The sequence below is a fragment of the Hydrogenibacillus sp. N12 genome (assembly GCF_019645935.1).
In the GTDB taxonomy this organism is placed as follows: Bacteria; Bacillota; Bacilli; order Thermicanales; family DSM-22653; genus Hydrogenibacillus; species Hydrogenibacillus schlegelii.
Genome location: NZ_CP080953.1, coordinates 506690 through 522736, shown reverse-complemented (window position 1 = coordinate 522736; position 16047 = coordinate 506690). Strand labels below are relative to the sequence as shown.

17 protein-coding genes and 1 riboswitch are annotated in these 16047 nt (G+C 68.7%); of the genes, 5 read left to right on the top strand and 12 right to left on the bottom strand.

Annotation, left to right across the window (positions count from 1 at the left end; translation table 11 throughout):
• Positions 1–111: 111 nt before the first annotated feature.
• The 5 genes from K2M58_RS02470 to K2M58_RS02450 all read right to left on the bottom strand — a co-directional run bounded on the left by K2M58_RS02470 (position 112) and on the right by K2M58_RS02450 (position 7232).
• Positions 112–1371, bottom strand: a complete 1260-nt coding sequence (locus tag K2M58_RS02470; protein WP_220678139.1) for an aminotransferase class I/II-fold pyridoxal phosphate-dependent enzyme — start codon at positions 1369–1371, stop codon at positions 112–114.
• A gap of 219 nt (positions 1372–1590) precedes the next feature.
• On the bottom strand, positions 1591–3879 hold the full coding sequence (metE, locus tag K2M58_RS02465; protein ID WP_220678138.1) for a 5-methyltetrahydropteroyltriglutamate--homocysteine S-methyltransferase: 2289 nt from the start codon (positions 3877–3879) through the stop codon (positions 1591–1593).
• A 175-nt stretch (positions 3880–4054) separates the two neighbouring features.
• The gene (locus K2M58_RS02460; RefSeq protein WP_220678137.1) at positions 4055–5011 is read right to left on the bottom strand and encodes a methylenetetrahydrofolate reductase; all 957 of its coding nucleotides are present in this window, start codon (positions 5009–5011) and stop codon (positions 4055–4057) included.
• A 155-nt stretch (positions 5012–5166) separates the two neighbouring features.
• A riboswitch (SAM riboswitch) is annotated at positions 5167–5318 on the bottom strand.
• Positions 5319–5519: 201 nt separating this feature from the next.
• On the bottom strand, positions 5520–6488 hold the full coding sequence (locus K2M58_RS02455) for an NAD(P)-dependent oxidoreductase (RefSeq protein ID WP_220678136.1): 969 nt from the start codon (positions 6486–6488) through the stop codon (positions 5520–5522).
• Positions 6489–6638: 150 nt separating this feature from the next.
• Positions 6639–7232 (bottom strand): hypothetical protein, encoded by a 594-nt coding sequence (locus tag K2M58_RS02450; protein ID WP_220678135.1) that lies wholly within the window; start codon positions 7230–7232, stop codon positions 6639–6641.
• A gap of 434 nt (positions 7233–7666) precedes the next feature.
• Between K2M58_RS02450 and K2M58_RS02445 the strand changes: the two genes are divergently transcribed.
• Complete coding sequence (locus K2M58_RS02445; RefSeq protein ID WP_220678134.1) at positions 7667–8323, top strand: DUF1054 domain-containing protein; 657 nt, start codon at positions 7667–7669, stop codon at positions 8321–8323.
• A 174-nt stretch (positions 8324–8497) separates the two neighbouring features.
• On the opposite strand, the gene K2M58_RS02440 is transcribed toward K2M58_RS02445, so the two are convergent.
• Positions 8498–8947 (bottom strand): CBS domain-containing protein, encoded by a 450-nt coding sequence (locus tag K2M58_RS02440; RefSeq protein WP_066199812.1) that lies wholly within the window; start codon positions 8945–8947, stop codon positions 8498–8500.
• 140 nt (positions 8948–9087) lie between these two features.
• Here K2M58_RS02440 and K2M58_RS02435 point away from each other — a divergent pair, with 140 nt between their 5' ends.
• Positions 9088–10566 carry an aminotransferase class I/II-fold pyridoxal phosphate-dependent enzyme gene (locus tag K2M58_RS02435; protein ID WP_220678133.1) on the top strand — a complete coding sequence of 493 codons (1479 nt, stop codon included), beginning with the start codon at positions 9088–9090 and terminating at the stop codon, positions 10564–10566.
• A gap of 216 nt (positions 10567–10782) precedes the next feature.
• Here K2M58_RS02435 and K2M58_RS02430 read toward each other — a convergent pair whose 3' ends face one another.
• The gene (locus tag K2M58_RS02430) at positions 10783–10941 is read right to left on the bottom strand and encodes a hypothetical protein (protein ID WP_220678132.1); all 159 of its coding nucleotides are present in this window, start codon (positions 10939–10941) and stop codon (positions 10783–10785) included.
• Positions 10942–11174: 233 nt separating this feature from the next.
• Here K2M58_RS02430 and K2M58_RS02425 point away from each other — a divergent pair, with 233 nt between their 5' ends.
• Entirely contained in the window at positions 11175–11432 is a 258-nt protein-coding gene (locus K2M58_RS02425; protein ID WP_066199804.1) for a DUF1450 domain-containing protein, read from the top strand.
• A 100-nt stretch (positions 11433–11532) separates the two neighbouring features.
• Positions 11533–11943 (top strand): DUF1885 family protein, encoded by a 411-nt coding sequence (locus K2M58_RS02420; protein ID WP_066199801.1) that lies wholly within the window; start codon positions 11533–11535, stop codon positions 11941–11943.
• A gap of 115 nt (positions 11944–12058) precedes the next feature.
• Here the strand turns inward: K2M58_RS02420 and K2M58_RS02415 are convergent, their stop codons facing one another.
• Complete coding sequence (locus K2M58_RS02415; protein ID WP_066199795.1) at positions 12059–12781, bottom strand: hypothetical protein; 723 nt, start codon at positions 12779–12781, stop codon at positions 12059–12061.
• A gap of 67 nt (positions 12782–12848) precedes the next feature.
• Here K2M58_RS02415 and K2M58_RS02410 point away from each other — a divergent pair, with 67 nt between their 5' ends.
• Positions 12849–13370: a GNAT family N-acetyltransferase gene (locus K2M58_RS02410; protein WP_082718280.1), complete on the top strand. Its 522-nt coding sequence runs from the start codon at positions 12849–12851 to the stop codon at positions 13368–13370.
• On the opposite strand, the gene fabI is transcribed toward K2M58_RS02410, so the two are convergent.
• The 4 genes from fabI to K2M58_RS02390 all read right to left on the bottom strand — a co-directional run bounded on the left by fabI (position 13357) and on the right by K2M58_RS02390 (position 15985).
• Complete coding sequence (gene fabI, locus K2M58_RS02405) at positions 13357–14130, bottom strand: enoyl-ACP reductase FabI (protein WP_220678131.1); 774 nt, start codon at positions 14128–14130, stop codon at positions 13357–13359. The two genes, K2M58_RS02410 and fabI, sit on opposite strands and share 14 nt — an antisense overlap.
• Before the next feature lie 117 nt (positions 14131–14247).
• Complete coding sequence (locus tag K2M58_RS02400) at positions 14248–14781, bottom strand: hypothetical protein (RefSeq protein ID WP_220678130.1); 534 nt, start codon at positions 14779–14781, stop codon at positions 14248–14250.
• Between the two features lie 173 nt (positions 14782–14954).
• On the bottom strand, positions 14955–15416 hold the full coding sequence (ytfJ, locus tag K2M58_RS02395) for a GerW family sporulation protein (protein WP_220678129.1): 462 nt from the start codon (positions 15414–15416) through the stop codon (positions 14955–14957).
• On the bottom strand, positions 15386–15985 hold the full coding sequence (locus K2M58_RS02390) for a DUF2953 domain-containing protein (RefSeq protein ID WP_220678128.1): 600 nt from the start codon (positions 15983–15985) through the stop codon (positions 15386–15388). Before K2M58_RS02390 ends, ytfJ begins: the two co-directional genes overlap by 31 nt.
• Positions 15986–16047: the final 62 nt, after the last annotated feature.

The following is a 16047-nucleotide window of genomic DNA, read 5'->3' as shown; positions in this document are numbered from 1 at the left end:
CATAAACCCTGGACCTAGGTCCAGGGTCAAGGGGGGGAGGGCAGGCCAAACGCCGGGCCATTGGGTCGGGCGCCGAGAAGCCGGGGCGCCGAGAAGCCGCTGCCGCCTCCTTTATCGCTCCCCGGCGGCGGTGAAACACCCGTAAAGCGCCGCTTTGAGGTCGTCCGGATCTTCAAGCCCGACCGAGAAGCGCAAAAGCCCCGGCGTCACGCCGGCCCGGAGCCGCTCCTCTTCCGGCAGGCGGCTGTGGGTCGTCGTCCACGGGTGGACGACGATCGTCCGGGCGTCCCCCAGATTGGCGGCCATCTTGAGCGGGCAGCGCCGAAGCACCGCCCGGGCGCCTTCGAGCCCGCCCTCGACGTCCACCGTAAGCATCGTCCCAAACGTCCGCATGTACCGCCGCGCCCGCCCGTGGGCCGGGTCGTCCGGAAGCCCCGGGTAGCGGACGGCCCGGACGCCCGGAAGCGTCCGGAGGTAAACCGCAAGCTCGGCCGCGGTCCGGCTCGCCCGCTCGATCCGGAGCCAGAGCGTCTCGAGACCGTAGAAGAGCGTATGGGCGTGATACGGCGAAAGCGTCATCCCGAGAAGCGAAAGCCCGAGCTGCCGGACCCGGGCCGCATACGCCTCCTCGCCGGAGACGTCCCCCGATGCGCGGCCGCCCGCTCCGGCCTCCCGGAGCGCCGGCACGTCCTGCCAGAGGTCGGCGCGCCGGACGAGAACGGCGCCGCCGAGGACCGTCCCGTGGCCGGAGGCCCATTTGGTGAGGCTTTCGACGACGACGTGGGCCCCGAGCTCGAGCGGCCGGACGACGGCGCCGACCGCCCCGAACGTGTTGTCGACGACGAGGGGCACGCGATGCGCTTCCGCGACCTCCGCGAGCCCCTCAAAGTCCGGGAGCTCGAGGGCCGGGTTGGCGAGCGTCTCGACGAAAATCGCCCGCGTCCGCGCGCTGAGCGCCGCCGCGACCGCCTCCCGCTCCGGCGGAACGAGATGCACCCGGATGCCGAGGGGCGCGAACACCTGATGGAAAAGGCCGAGCGTCTGGCCGAACAGGCCGCGCCCGGCGACGAGCTCGTCGCCGGCCCGGAGGAGGGCCAAAAGCGCCGCCGCCGTCGCCGCCTGGCCCGAGGCGAAGGCGATCGCCCGGTCGGCCCCCTCCAGCGCCCGAAGGCGTTCCTCAAGGGCGGCGACGGTCGGGTTGTGGATCCGGCTGTACGTGTACCCCTGGCCCGTTCGAAACCGCTCCGCCCCTTCGTCGAGGGAGGCAAAGCCGAAGGCGGCCGTCGCATAGATCGGCACGCCGATGGCGCCGTGGGGGTCGTCCGGAAGGCCGGCGTGCACCGCCAGCGTGGCGTAGTGCCTGTTTTCCATGGGGCTCTCCCTCCCCGCTTGCCCCGTCTTGCGCCCGGAGCGCCGCGACCGTTCAAAACCGCCGAGCCCGGCGCCCGACGATCGCGTCATCCGCCGAGCCCGACATCTTTCGATCCCGGCGCCGACCGAACCGCATCCCGCTCGGACGAACGAAACCCTTTTCCGACCCGAGCGGGCGCGCCGCCGGCCCGGCGGCCGCCGGTCGGAGCCTACGGAACCTCACTGCTCGCCGAGCTCCGCCCGAAGCCCCCGGGCCGCCGCCACCATGTTTTTGAGCGAGGCGATCGTCTCCGGAACGTCCCGCGTTTTGAGCCCGCAGTCGGGGTTGATCCAGAAGTTTTCCTTCGGAAGCACCCGGAGCGCCCGCCGGGCGAGGGCTTTCATTTCCTCGACGTCCGGCACCCGCGGCGAGTGGATGTCGTAGACGCCGAGGCCGATTTCTTTGTCGTACGTGTTTTCCTCGAACGCCTGGATGAGCTCGCCGTGGCTCCGGGACGTCTCGATCGAGATGACGTCGGCGTCGAGCGCCTTGATCGCGTCGATGATGTCGCCGAACTCGCTGTAGCACATGTGGGTGTGCACCTGCGTCTCCGGCCGGGCGCCGGCCGTCGCCAGGCGAAACGCCCGCACCGCCCAGTCGAGATACCGGTCCCGGTGCCGCCGCTTAAGCGGCAGCCCCTCCCGGAACGCCGGTTCGTCGACCTGAACCATGCGGATGCCCGCCGCCTCGAGCGCCTCGACTTCTTTCCGGAGCGCCCGGGCGATGGAATAGGCGATCGCCTCCGGCGGCACATCCTCCCGCGGGTACGACCACTTGAGGATCGTCACCGGGCCGGTGAGCATGCCCTTGACCGGCTTTTCCGTGAGCGACTGGGCGTACGCCGTCTCCTCGACGGTGAGCGGCTCCCGGTAGACGATCTCGCCGTAGATGATCGGCGGCCGGACCGCCCGGGACCCGTACGACTGGACCCAGCCGTGCTCGGTGAAGGCGAAGCCGCCGAGCTTTTCCGCGAAGTACTCGACCATGTCCGTCCGCTCGAATTCGCCGTGGACGAGGACGTCGAGGCCGAGCTCCTCCTGGATGCGGATCCACTCGGCGATCTTGGCCCGGATGAACGCTTTGTAGCCCTCGGCGTCGAGTTCGCCCTTCCGGAAGCGGGCCCGGGCCTCCCGGACGTCTTTCGTCTGCGGGAAGCTCCCGATCGTCGTCGTCGGAAAAAGCGGCAGGGAAAACCGCTCGGCGTGGATCTTTTTTCGAGCTTCAAAAGGAATCGCCCGCGTCGTCTCCTCCGCGGTGACCGCCTCCGGCGCCGGAAACGGATGGGCGGCAAAAAACCGCCGCCGGGCTTCCGCCGACGCCCGGTACGCCGCCTCCGCCTCGGCGTCCGGCGCATCGGCCCGGGCGAGGAGCCGGAGTTCCGCGAGCTTTTCGTCGGCAAAGGCGAGGACGTCCCGAAGCGCCGGATCGAGCTTCGTCTCCCGCTCGAGGCTGATCGGAACGAAGAGGAGGCTCGTCGACGGCGAGAGGATCATCCGCTCGAACGGCACGACGGCGGCGAGTTCCCGGAGAAAGGCCGCCCCCGCTTCGAGGTCCGCCCGCCAGACGTTTCGCCCCGGGATCAGGCCGACGCCGAGGACCTTGTCCTCCGGAAAGCCGTGCCGGAGGACGCTTGCGCGGTTGTCCGCGAGGCCGTCGACGAAGTCGAGGCCGATCCCCGCCACCGGCAGCCGGACGACATCGGAATAATGCTCGACGGCCTCAAAATACGTCTGGAGCATGAGCTTCGCCGGTGCCGCCGCCTCGGCGAGCGCCCCGTAGACCTCATGGAGGAGGGCGATGTCGTCGGCCGGAACGTCAAGGACGAGCGCCGGTTCGTCGATCTGGATCCACGCCGCCCCGGCCTCCGCCAGCGACCGGAGGAGCGCCCGGTACGCCGGGACGAACGCCCGGACGACCTCGGCGAACGCCGCTTCCGGATATCCTTTGCTCAGCCGGACGAACGTGTACGGCCCGACGACGACCGGCCGCGCCCGCTCCCCGACGACTTCCCGCGCCTCCCGGTACGCCTGAAGCGGCCGGTTGTCGGCGATCTCCGGCGCCCGGCCGGCGGCGACGGCGTCGAGCTCCGGGACGATGTAGTGGTAGTTCGTGTTGAACCACTTCGTCATCTCCGCCGCCGGCACCCGGTCGCTCCCCCGGGCGATGGCAAAATAAAGCTCCAGGGAGACCGGCCCGCCGGCGTAGCCGTACGCTTCCCGGAAGCGGGCCGGCACGAGGCCGAAGGTGACGGCGAGGTCGAGCATCGGGTCGTAGAAGGTCAGGTCGCCCGCCGGCACCCACGTGAGGTCGAAGGCCGCCTGCCGCCGGAGGGCGTCGCGGTACACCGTCCGGATGGCGTCGTGAAGCTCCGTTTCGGTCAATTTCCCCTGCCAGTAGCGCTCGAGGGCCCGCTTCCACTCCCGGCGCGGGCCGAGGCGGGGATAGCCGAGGTTCGCGGTCTGGATCATGGACGGAAGGTCACTCCTTTGCTGGCGGCGCGCCGACGCCTTCGGCACGCCCGATCGAGGTCAAACGCTTGGGGAAGGGCGCCGGGCGGCCATGCTTCGGCCGCCGAAAGGGCGGCCTCCGGCGAGGCGCCGGAGACCGGTCGGGCGCGAGAAGCGCGGGAGCGTCGGCGTTTGGCTACGGCCCGAGCTCCGGGGCAGCCTCGACGCCCACCGAAGCGCCGGGCCGTGCCGACGTCCCGACCCCCGACGAACCGTCGTCCGCCGGCGAGGCGCCGGTGGGCGGCCGCCGCGCCAAGACGAACCGGGCGAGGCGGGCGGTCGTCGACGCCCGGAGGTACGGGGTGATCAGGTAAAACCGCGTCCACCCGAGCTCGAACGCCCGCTCGATGAGCGCCTCGGCCTGCGCGAGGCCGGCTTCGATCGCCGCCTCGCCGGTATACGGCTCGAGGGCCCGGACGACGTCCGACGGGACGTTCATCCCCGGCACCCCGGCGAGGAAGCGGGCGCTGGCGGCGGAGATGAGCGGCATGATGCCGATGTAGAGCGTCCCGCGCCCGCCGAGAAGCGCCCGGGCCTCGAGGAGCCGCTCGAGGTCGGCCGGATCGAAGATCGGCTGCGTGAAGAAAAACCGGGCACCGCGGTCCGCCTTGGCGGCGAGCCGCCGGAGGTGCGGGCCGAGGGTGCGGCCGAGGTTGAGCGCTCCGCCGTAGCAAACGTCCAGCGGGCCCTCCAGCGGCCGGCCGAAAAAGTCGACGCCGGCCCGAAGCCCGCGGAACCGCTCCATGAGCCCGAGGCTGTCCGTCTCGTAGACGGCCTTCCCGTCCGGATGATCGCCCAGCGCCAGCGCATCGCCGCTGATGAGGAGAAAATGCCGCACCCCGGCGGCGAACAGGCCGAGGACGGTCGACTGCTGGGCGAGGAGGTTCCGGTCCCGGCTGTTCAGATGGACGACCGGTGAAAGGCCGAACGCCTGCCGGAGGAGCACCGCGGCGACGACGTTGGACAGCCGGGCGTGGGCGAGGGAGTTGTCGGCGATCGTGATGTGGGTCACCCCGGCCGCCTGAAGCCGCCGGGCCGCCTGCAAGTAGCGGTCGAACGCCGGAGCCCGGGGCGGGTCGAGCTCCACGACCACCTCCGGCATGGCGCAGCAAGGATTGCGGTCGGACATCGCTCACCGGTCCGGCCGACCCTGAAACGGGCGGCCGGATCGCCGGTCCACCTCCTTTCCCGAGAAAAGCCATAAAAAAACCCTCTTCGATAAGAAGAGGGCAAAAAGGACGCACCCCCTTCTTATCTTTCGGCCGCCGGTGCGGCCGCAGGAGTTGGCACCTTTCCCGGGGCACGCCGTGCGCCCGTAGGCGAGGAGGCCTTTCGGCTCCCCGCGCCGGGAAGGTTGCCGGGCTTCATCGGGCCAGTCCCTCCGCCGCTCTCGATAAGAAGGTGCCGCCGAAAAAACGGCGGCGCATCGATTCGGTTGTGCCCAGAGCTTCTGGCTCCGCGAATCTTGCGCCTATTGTACGGCTTCCGGGTGCCGCTGTCAAGCGGTACCGGCAGGGGTTTTCCCCCGTTCGGCGGCACCGCCCGGGGGTCCCGGCGGCCCCGGCGCCGGCCGCTCAAGCGCTTCGACCGCCGGCATCGGATCAGCCGCTTTCACGGCCGGCGTAAGGAGCCTCCGCCCCGACGGCGCCCGCCCCGTCGGCTTTCGTCCCGCCGCCGGCCCGCTCCCCCCGCACCACGGAGACGCCGGCCGTCCGCTCGAGGGGACGGATGAGGGCGGCGACGTCCTCGCCGCCGTGTCCTTCCGCCATCGCCCGAACGAGGTGCGCCTGCGCCTGAGCGCCGAGGGCGAGGGGCACGTCCATCGCCTCGGCAAACTGAAGCGCCAGACGGACGTCCTTGTGCAGGAGCGCGATGCTGAACCGAGGGGCAAAATCCCGATCCTGGATGAGATCGATCGTCCGGTCGATCATGAAGCTGTGGCCGGTGCTCGCCTTGAGGACGGCGTGAAGGACCGCCGGATCCACGCCTGCCTTTGCGCCGAGGACGAACGCCTCCGACAGGGCGACGGTGTGCACGGCGACGAGGAGGTTGTTGATGAGCTTGACGGCGCTTCCCTTGCCGGGGCCGCCGAGATGGACGATCATCCGGCCGAACGCCGCGAGGACCGGCCGCACCCGCTCAAAGGCTTCGGCGTCGCCGCCGACCATGATCGTGAGCGTCCCCGCCTCGGCGCCCATCGGCCCGCCGGAGACCGGCGCATCGAGAAAAAAGACGCCGAGCTCCTTCGCCCGCCCGTAAAACGCTTCGGCGTGGGCCGGCGCGATCGTGCTGAGGTCGACCCAGATCTGCCCCGGCCGGGCCCCTTCGCGGACGCCGCCCGGCCCAAAGTAGACCGTCTCGACCGTCTCCGGGTACGGAAGCGACGTCATGACGACATCGGCGGCCCCGCCGACCGCCGCCGGGGAATCCGCCGCCACCGCCCCCTGAGAGACGGCCCATTCGACGGCCCCCCGGGAACGGTTGTGAACGACGACAGCGTACCCCGCCCTGAGCAGGCGGGCGACGATCGGCCGGCCCATCGTGCCGAGCCCGATGAACCCGATCCGCATGCTCCCACCTCGGCGCCTTTTTTTCGCGGACACAGAACTTTTTTCGCGAACGCAAAAAACGAACCCAAAGGGCCCCAAACGGGACAAAAAACGCGCGCCCGCTTCCGCCGCCCTCTTTTTGTACGCGGCGGCTCTCCGTTCGGCGCGCGGTCAGACCTCGTAGAGGAGCATCTCCCGCCGGAGCTTCTTGAGCCGTTCCTTGCTCGCCCGGATGCCCGCCGCATCGCCGGCGGCAAGGGCTTCCCGTAAGCGGTCGAGCTCGGCGTCGACCGCTTCCCGGAGCTTCGGGATCCGGTTTTCGATCTCGTTCAGCAGGAACATCTGCATGACCTTTTCCATCGTGACCGTCTCTTTCTTGTCCAGAAGCACCTTCCGCTGATTGCCGGACACTTCGGTGATGCGGACGACCTCGCCGTACTGGACGTGATGGATGTAGAGGGTGTCGGACCGATACAGCTTGATCGTCGCGTGGCCTTTATATCGAACGACAAAGTCACGAAAGATTTCGGCAATCACAGGGTCATGAAACGTCAACCGCCGGTTGAGGAGCTTGTACCCGTCTTCCCGGAAGCGGAATTCGAGGGTGATGTTTTCCGCTCCGCCCAGGCGGATGATCTGCGACGTCTCGCTCCGTTCCGCGGTATAGGCGACGCCGCGCGCGCTCAGATCCCGGAGGAGTTCCTCCATCTGCTCCTCCGTGCAAAAAAGGTCCACGTCGGAGACTTCGAGCATGTACGCCAGCACCCCGTTCGCCCCCCTTCTCCCGTCTTGGATGCCGGCAACCGCCGGCCGGACCGGACCGGCGGGCCCGCCGAATCACCGCTTCCAGCGGCGGAGCGGAAGGATTCCCAATTTCTGGAAATCCGTTCAGGGAATTCTTACGATTGGAGTACATCTATCTTACTATGCTCGGCGCGGGATTGCAAGGGGAATTTGCGGCAGCCCGGCCGTTGTGATACGGTGTCGATACGGCGAACCGTTCGCCCGCCGGACGGCGCCGGCCGACCCGCCGGCCGGCAGGAAGGCACCTGGCGATCCGCCGGCCGGTCGGTCGAAGGAAACAGAAAGGACCCGCCCTGCTCGATCGTTCGAAGGCACCGGGCGCCCCGCGCCGAACGGCGCCCGGACCGGCAGCGGGGGCGGTCGCAGGCGAATGTTTCTGCGAAAGGAGGACCAACATGTCGGAGCACCCCGCGGGCGTCCGCCCCGCCCTCGACGCCAAGGCCTTCGATGCCCTCCTGGTTCCGGGCCTTGAAGCCCGCATGGCGGCCATCGAACGGGACATCCGGCCGATCTTTCGCGCCTTCGCGGAAGCGGTGGCGCCGATGCTCGCCGCCGGCGCCGGCGAGCCGATGCACGTCCACATCGCCAAGCACGCCCGCCGGACGGTCAACCCGCCGAACGACACGTGGGTCGCCTTCTCTTCCGACCCCCGCGGGTACAAAAAGCGTCTTCACTTTCAGTTCGGCCTCTGGCCGACCCACGCGTTTTTCTGGCTCGCCGCCATCTATGAAAGCCCTTTCAAACCGGCATGGGCCAGGCGCTGGCTGGAGGCGCTGGACGATGTCGTCCGCCTCGTGCCGGGGGATTTCGTCTGGTCTTTCGACCACACGGCGCCGGACGTCGTCCGCCACGACGCCCTCGGAGCGGAAGGGCTCGAACAGGCCTTCCGGCGGGCCATGACGGTGAAAAAAGCCGAGCTCCTCGTCGGCCGCATCCTTCCCCGGGAAAAGGCGGAGGGGGCGGACCTCGTCGCCTTTGCGGAGGCGACGGCCAGACCGCTTTTTCGCCTCTACCGGATCGCCCTGAGCATCGACGCCCCCCGCTCCGGGTAAGCCCCCGTTCCGGCGGACGGAGGGGGCATCGCGGCCGGGGAGCGCCCTCGCGGCACGGCGCCCGGATGGGCGGCGCCCCGGCCGGAGGGCGTTCCGGCGGCCCGATACGGCGGACGACGCCCCGGCCGCGACGCGCCCCGGCGGACCGCTTCGGCCGCCGGGCGCACGGCTCCGCTACGGCTTCGGCCGCCGGACGTCGGCGCCGCCGGCGCCTTTTGAGAGCGCTTTCGTCGTTTGGGCGCAATATTCGAGGATCTCTTTCCGGCGGACGATCCCGATGAAGACGCCCCGTTCGTCGACGACGGGGACGAAGTTTTGTTCGATCGCCAGGCTGATGAGGTCGTCCATCGTCGCGTCGATCCGGACCGGCTGGTGCCGCTTCACCTGCGGGATGTCCTCGATGCGAACCGTATGGGCGTTGTCAAACGAAAGCCCCGGCGTCCGTTTCAGCATGAAGAGGAGGTCGCCCTCGGTGATCGTCCCGACGTAGCGGCCGTCGGCGTCGACGATCGGGAGCGCGTTGTACCGGTGGTGCTCCATCCGCTCCAGAGCTTGTCGCATCGTCGTCCGGGGGGTGACGTACACGACTTCTTCCTTCGGCAAAAGGAAGAACGCGATGTTCATCGATCGCCATCCTTTCTCGGAGCGTTCCCCGTCCACCGTGCGGCAAGCGGCGAGCCGATTCCATTATATCACCTTTTTCGGCGGGTCAAGCTTTGCTATACTGAGGGTCGTTTGATGCCGCAGAGGAAGAGGGGGTGCCCATGGGCACAGAGGATCGGCAGCGGCTCGCGCCGCTTTTCGACGGCCTCGTCGCCCACGTCGAACGGGGCCGCTATCCGTTTCACATTCCGGGACACAAAGGCGGCCGGGGCGCCGATCCGGCGTTTCGGGCGTGGATCGGCGAGCGGGCGTTTTGGCTCGACCTCATCAACATCGCCCCCCTCGACGACCTGCACGCGCCGCGGGGGATCATCCGGGACGCCGAGCGCCTCGCGGCGGAGGCGTTTGGGGCGGAACACGCCTTTTTCTCCGTTCAGGGGACGTCGACGGCGATCATGGCCATGGTGCTGGCCGCCGTCGGCCCCGGGGAGAAAATCATCGTCCCCCGCAACGTCCATAAGTCGGTCCTCTCGGCGATCATCCTCGCCGGCGCCGTGCCGATCTTCATCTACCCGGAGATGGATCAGGCGTTCGGCATCGCCCACGGCATCAGCCCCGACGCCGTCGAACGGGCCCTCGAGGCGCACCCGGACGCCCGGGCGGTGTTCGTCGTCCACCCGACGTACTACGGCGTCGCCCTCGATCTCCCGGCGATCGTCGCCACCTGCCACCGCCGCGGCGTGCCGGTCCTCGTCGACGAAGCCCACGGGGCGCACTTTTCCTTCCACCCGAAGCTTCCGCCGTCGGCGATGGAAAGCGGCGCCGACGCCGCAGCGACGAGCGTGCACAAGCTCGGCGGGTCGCTCACGCAAAGCTCGCTGCTCCTTCACCAGGGGCGGCGGATTGCGCCGGAGCGGCTCCGGGTGACGCTGTCGCTCCTGATGACGACGTCGACGTCGTACCTCCTCCTCGCCTCCCTGGACACCGCCCGGCGGCAGCTCGCCGTCGCCGGCGAGGCGCGCCTTCAGGCGGCGATCGAGCGGGCGGAGACCGTCCGGCGGGCCGTCCGGACCATCCCCGGCCTTCGGACGCTGGAGGCGGATGATCTCCCGCCGGGGACCCTCGGCCTCGATCCGCTGAAGCTCACCGTCCACGTCGCCGGCCTCGGCCTCTCCGGCGCCGATGTCGAGGAATGGATGCGGGCGGAAGGCGGCATCGAAGTGGAACTTTCGGACCTGTACAACGTGCTCTTTTTATTCTCCCTCGCCGACGGCGACGACGCCGTCCGCCGGCTGACGGACGCCCTTCGGCGGCTTTCGGAAGCCCACCGGCAAAACGGCGCCCGGAAGCCGAAACCGATCCTCCTTCCCGAGATGCCGGCCCTCGCCCTTTCGCCTCGGGACGCCTTCTACGCCGAGACGGAGCGGGTGCCCCTGGAGGAGGCGGCCGACCGGATCATGGCCGAGTTCATCCTCGTCTATCCGCCGGGGATCCCGGTCGTCATGCCGGGGGAAATCCTCACGCAAGACAACATCGACTACATCCGGGCCAACCTCGCCGAAGGCCTGCCGGTCCTCGGCCCGGAGGACGCGACGCTCCGCACCGTTCGGGTGATCAAGGAGCGGACGCCGCTTCGCTGAAGGCGCCGCTTTGGCGGTGCTGTCGCCATGAGGGCCGCCTGTCCGGCGCCGCCCGCCGTCGGGCCGGCATCCGGCGCGGCGCCCCGTCAGGCCGCGCACAGGGCAGGCCAACGGCGACAGAAAACGCCGCCCTTTCGGGCGGCGTTTTGCGGATCGGCCCCTGAGGGCGCCCTTTCAACCCCAAATGGGCTTCCGCCGAAGCCGGGCGGCCCGGCTTCAGCGCTCCACAAACCGAACGGCCGCCGGACGCCCGGCGGCCTTCTCGACGCCGCAGACGGAGCAAAAGCCGTCCGGCCGCACGTAGCGGACGATGACTTTATGCGACGCAAAATGACCGACGACCCGGCCGCATGACCGGCAGACGTACTGCCCCACGGTGCTCCCCCACCCCCAATGTGTTATCCTCATCGGGCTGAATGCGCTTTATCGGTTATCCTGATTGTATCTTGAGCCGCCTCAAGCGGTCAACGGCAAAAAATGGTTCGTCCCCGAGCCACCCCGGCCCCCGCAAGCGGCGCCATCGCCGTCCTCCTTCCGATCGTCTTTGGCTCTCCCGACGACCTTATGATACAATGGGGAATGATCTCCGCGAAGGAAGGCCGAGGGCGATGGCGAAGTTTCTTGGCCTCTGCCGAAACAATGCCGCCTACCGGGCGCTCGACGACGTTCGGGCGCTGGCCGAAGCGGCCGGGCTCACGGTCGTCGTCGCCAACTGCCAGAATCGCTGCGCCTTTTGCGATGTGACGCCGTACGCCCTCCTCGGCCGGGAAGTCATCTTCGGCGACGACGTCGACGAATTCCTGGCCGAGCTGGAAGCGGCGCTCGCCGAGCGGTGCGCCGCCTGCCCCGAGGCGTCCGCCCGCTGACGGCCGCCGTCCGTCCCCCCGCCCGGCGATCCGACCGCCGGCGCCGAACCGGCGCCTTCCCGCGGCCATCCGCCGCGACCCGGAAGAAAGGAGTGGCCCGATGCCGAAAAGCGCATTCGTCCGCTGGACCCCGAAGGGCGACGAGACGGTCGACCTCGCCACCCTGAAGGCGGCCCTCGAAGCCTACCGGGAAAAGCTCGCCAAAACCGGCGAACAGCTCGGATGGGACTACGCCCATTACGCCTTCCCGTACCGGATCGAAGAAAAAGAAAAAGACGGCCTCCCGTACCTCGAACTCGTCGGCCACGATCCGGTGATGTACCGGCGCCTCCTCATGACGGCCCAAACGGTCGACGGGATCGGCGTCGTCCAGATCACCCTGCCCGACGACGCCACCCAGGGCGATAGCAACAAGGCCAACGAGCTCGCCCGCTACCTGGCCAGACATTACCAGGCCGAACTCCTCCTCTTCAACGGCCGCGTCCAGTACTTCACGGTCGGGAAAAAGTAAAAAACGCCGCCTCGGCGGCGTTTTTCTCTTCTTTTTCTTCCGCGGAACGGTTCTTCCGCGGGGCGGCTCACCCGCCCGGAGCCGGCGGATTTTGTTTCCGGACCGACCCCTCGACCTAACGCGTGGCCACGATCGTCTTTTCGCCGACCGTCACGTAGCGGTCGCCGGTCGCTTTCCCTTTGACCTGAAGCTGCAGCCGGTAGCTTCCGGGATCGCCGAAACGCGCGTTTTTCACCTCGAAGACGATCCAGCCTCCCCGCTCCGGCAGGCGCACCGTTCCCGGCACGACGGCGAACTCGCCGGCCGCCGTCCGCCCCGGCGCGCTCGCGACGAGGCGGAAGTCCATGTTCGCCTCCGGCAAGTTGTTCACCTCGGCGTAGACGAAAAACCGCTCCAGCCGCTCGCCGGCCTTGACGAGGGAAAAGGGGCCGTAGAGGCTGAGCGCTCCCTGATCGTTTTTGCCGGCGTAGCTGAGCGCCAGGAGCGAGACTTCCGGCTTGATGAAACGGGCCTCTTTCGTCGCCGGATCCCAGTCAAAAATGACGCCGAGGAAGGCGGCGAGCTGCTGCAGCGCGTACCGGGCCTGGCCGCCGAAACTGGCGATAAAGGCGCTCGAACCGGATTTGGCGTCGTAGACCGTCTCGTCATTGACCCGGATGCGCGAGACGTCGATCTCGCCGGCGGCCGACGCCGGGCCCGGCCGGAAAGACGCCGCCAAAACGACGATGCCGAGGGCGACGATCCCCCGGCGAAAGCCCCGGGACCAGGACGACCGCGAGCGTTCCGGCGCGCCCGCTTCAAACCGTGTTTGCCTCGGGTTCACTTCATCCGCCTCCACCGTGTTCCGTCTGTCCGTTGTACGCTCTTTCTCCGAAAAAAGTTGTGCTTGCCAGGGAGGCGGACGGATGAAATTTCGCGTGCGACTGTTTTCGGCACCGGACGATCGCCATTCCGCCGAGCGGGCGGCGGTCCTATTCATCCGCCGGCGCGTCTTCATCGAAGAACAGGGCGTGCCGGAAGCCCTCGAGATCGACGTCCACGACGACGAGCCGTCGACCGTCTATGCGCTCCTCACCGAGGCCGCCACCGGCCGGCCCCTCGGCTGCCTCCGCCTTCGGCCGTACGGCGACCGGACGGTGAAGGTCGAGCGGGTCGCCGTCCTCAAGGAGGCGCGACAAAACGGCGCCGGCCGGGCCCTCATGAACGCCGCCGAAGCGTGGGCCAGAGAAAACGGGCACGTCCGGGCGTACCTGCACGCCCAAGGACCCGTCGTCGGCTTTTACGAAACGCTCGGCTACCGGCCGGTCGGCGCGCCGTTCGTCGAAGCCGGCATCCCCCACCAGGCGATGGAAAAGGCCCTCGTCGAGGCCGTCCGGGATCGCCGACTCGACCTCCCCGATCCCCCGCGGGGTCCTAAAGCCCCATGACGTGATACCCGGCGTCGACGTGAATCACCTCGCCGGTGACCGCCCGGGAGAGGTCGCTCAGAAGAAACACGGCGACGCCGGCCACGTCGTCAAGCGTGATGTTCCGGCGAAGCGGCGCCCGTTCCTCGATCACCTTGAGGATGGCGCTAAAGCCGCTCACTCCCCGGGCGGAGACGGTCCGGATCGGGCCGGCGGAGATGGCGTTGACCCGGATGCCGTCTTTGCCGAGGTCATAGGCGAGATAACGGACGCTCGCCTCGAGGGCCGCCTTCGCCACGCCCATGACGTTGTAGTTCGGCACGACCCGCTCGCTCCCGAGGTACGTGAGCGTCACGATGCTCCCGCCGTCCGGCATGAGCGGCCGGAGCGCCCGGCTGACCGCGACGAGGGAATAAACGCTCACCTCGTGGGCCAGGCGAAACCCTTCCCGTCCCGTGGCGATGAACTCGCCGGCCAGCTCCTCCGGCCGGGCGAGCGCCACCGAATGGACGAGGCCGTGGACGGTGATGCCTTCTTTCTGCAAAAACGCCGCGAGGCCGTCGATCGCCTCGTCCCGCTCGACGTCGAGCTCGATGACGAGGGCGTCCTGGCGCGTGAGTCCCGGAAGGAGCGCCTCGATGTTTTTCCGCCGCCGCGGGCTCCGGATCGTAAAGACGAGACGCGCCCCCTCCCGATCGAGGGCCCGGGCGATGCCCCAGGCGATCGACCGCTCATTGGCGACGCCCATGACGACATATGTACGGTCTTGTAAAAGCCCCACGCCTCTCCCCCCCGCCTGGCCGCGGCTTTGCCGGGCCGTTTTCGATCCTTGGCCGAGTATAACAAAAGCCGCCGAGCGGCGGCAAGGCAGGGGCTTCCGCCGACGACGGCGCAGTCGTCATCCCTTCGTGTGTCCGAGGCGGCGCTCCTTCGGGAGCGAGTAAGAGTCGATGCCGGTGATGACGTACTCGACCTCCCGGTTGCTCCGGTGGTAGTGGCGCGTGCAGGCCATGATCGCGTGGTAGAGGGCGAAAGGGAACGATACCCCTTCCATCCGAACCTCTTCCACGATGTCCTCCGGCGCATACCGCGGCGCGATCGTAAAGAGATGCACGAGGGGCGTGCGGCGGGTCGCGACGACGTAGCCGATGTCCTTTAAAAATTCCCCCAGGTCAAAAATGCCCGCTTCATCGTAGTCCTTCACGAACGGCGAGCGGTAAAGAAGCCCCCACAGGTCGGCCAGAGACAGCGTCTCCCAGCGCTTCGGCTTCGGCATGCCGACGATGGCGCCGTCGTCGTAAACGAAGTAGATCCCCCGGCGATAGTGGAAGATCGCCTCGTCTTCCCCCAGCCGGTCGACGAACAAAAAATTCGATGCCGGGATGAGGTACTGGAGGAGCTTGACGGTCGAGTACTCATGCCACACATCCATCCCTCCACCCCACCGCGCGACCGGCCGCGCTCTTTTTACCCCTACGCCGGGGGCATCGCCTCCGCCTGGACGGTCGACCGATGGCGAAGGCCCGTTTTGAGGCCGCTTCCCGCTTCGCTTCGGGTGAATCCGGGTTGAACCCCGATCGAGGCCGGCGTTCGGCCACGCCCGCCTCAAGCTTCGCCCTCTTCCACCGGGATCGACCGGCCCCGCCGGCCGCCGTCCTGCCCGCCGCCGCTTGCGCCGGTTTCGTTGCGTCCGCCTTTGAGCATCGTCTGCAGCCGTTCGAGGGCTTTCGGGGCAAAGTCGATCAGCCGGTCGTAGAGGTGGACCTGCGGGTCGAGGGGGATAAAGCGGACGTCGGATCGACCGACGACGAGAAACCCGACCGGCTGGATGCTCACCCCGCCGCCGGAGCCGCCGCCGAACGGAAGGTCCGCATCCTGGCCGCCGGTGCCCGGGTCGTATTCGGTGCCGCCGGCGACAAAACCGAACCCGACCTTGCTGATCGGAAGCACCGTGCTCCCGTCCGGCGTGACGACCGGCTCGCCGATGATCGTCGAGACGTCGACCATGCCCTTTAAGTTTTCCAGCGCCTTCGCCATCAGGCCTTCAAGGGGATGCGCGCTGTCCATCGAATGTCCCGCCTTCCTCGTCCGTCGAACGCGATCTTCAGGGCCGCGAGCATAGCTTCGCCGAGGCGCACCCGGGCTATGCACTCGACCTCCGTGGTAAAGATCGGCGTCTGAAACGCCGGCCGGACGCCGATGCGCGGCGCCGCCTCGAGCCGGACCAAGCGGTGAAGCCCGACCCACGCGGCGGCCTTCAGCTGATACAGGGCGCCGGCGGCGAGGGCCGTCTCGGCGGCATCGCCGGTGCCGACGACCGTCGACCAGCGAAACGCCGTCACCCGGACGGCCTGAAGCGCCGGGCGGAGCCGGCGCCAAAGCCCCCGGTACGCCTTCAGCCGTTCCCCGAGCGGCCGGCGATCCGCCGGACCGCCTCCCCGCCCGCCGACCGGCGACACGGCCCGCCGCCACGTGAGGCGACCGCCGAACAGACGGATTTCCGCCGCGCCGCGAAAAGCGTCGCCGTCCGGCCATACCGCCTGAAGCCGGATCTCGATCGTCATCCGCCAGAGCCCGATGCCGATGAGGAAAAGGATGAACAGGCCGACGCCGAGCCCCCCGCTTCCGCCTGCCAAATCGCGACCGCCCCTTTCCCGCGTCCATCCTTCGGCCGGCGGCGGCCGGCCTCCGCCGCCCG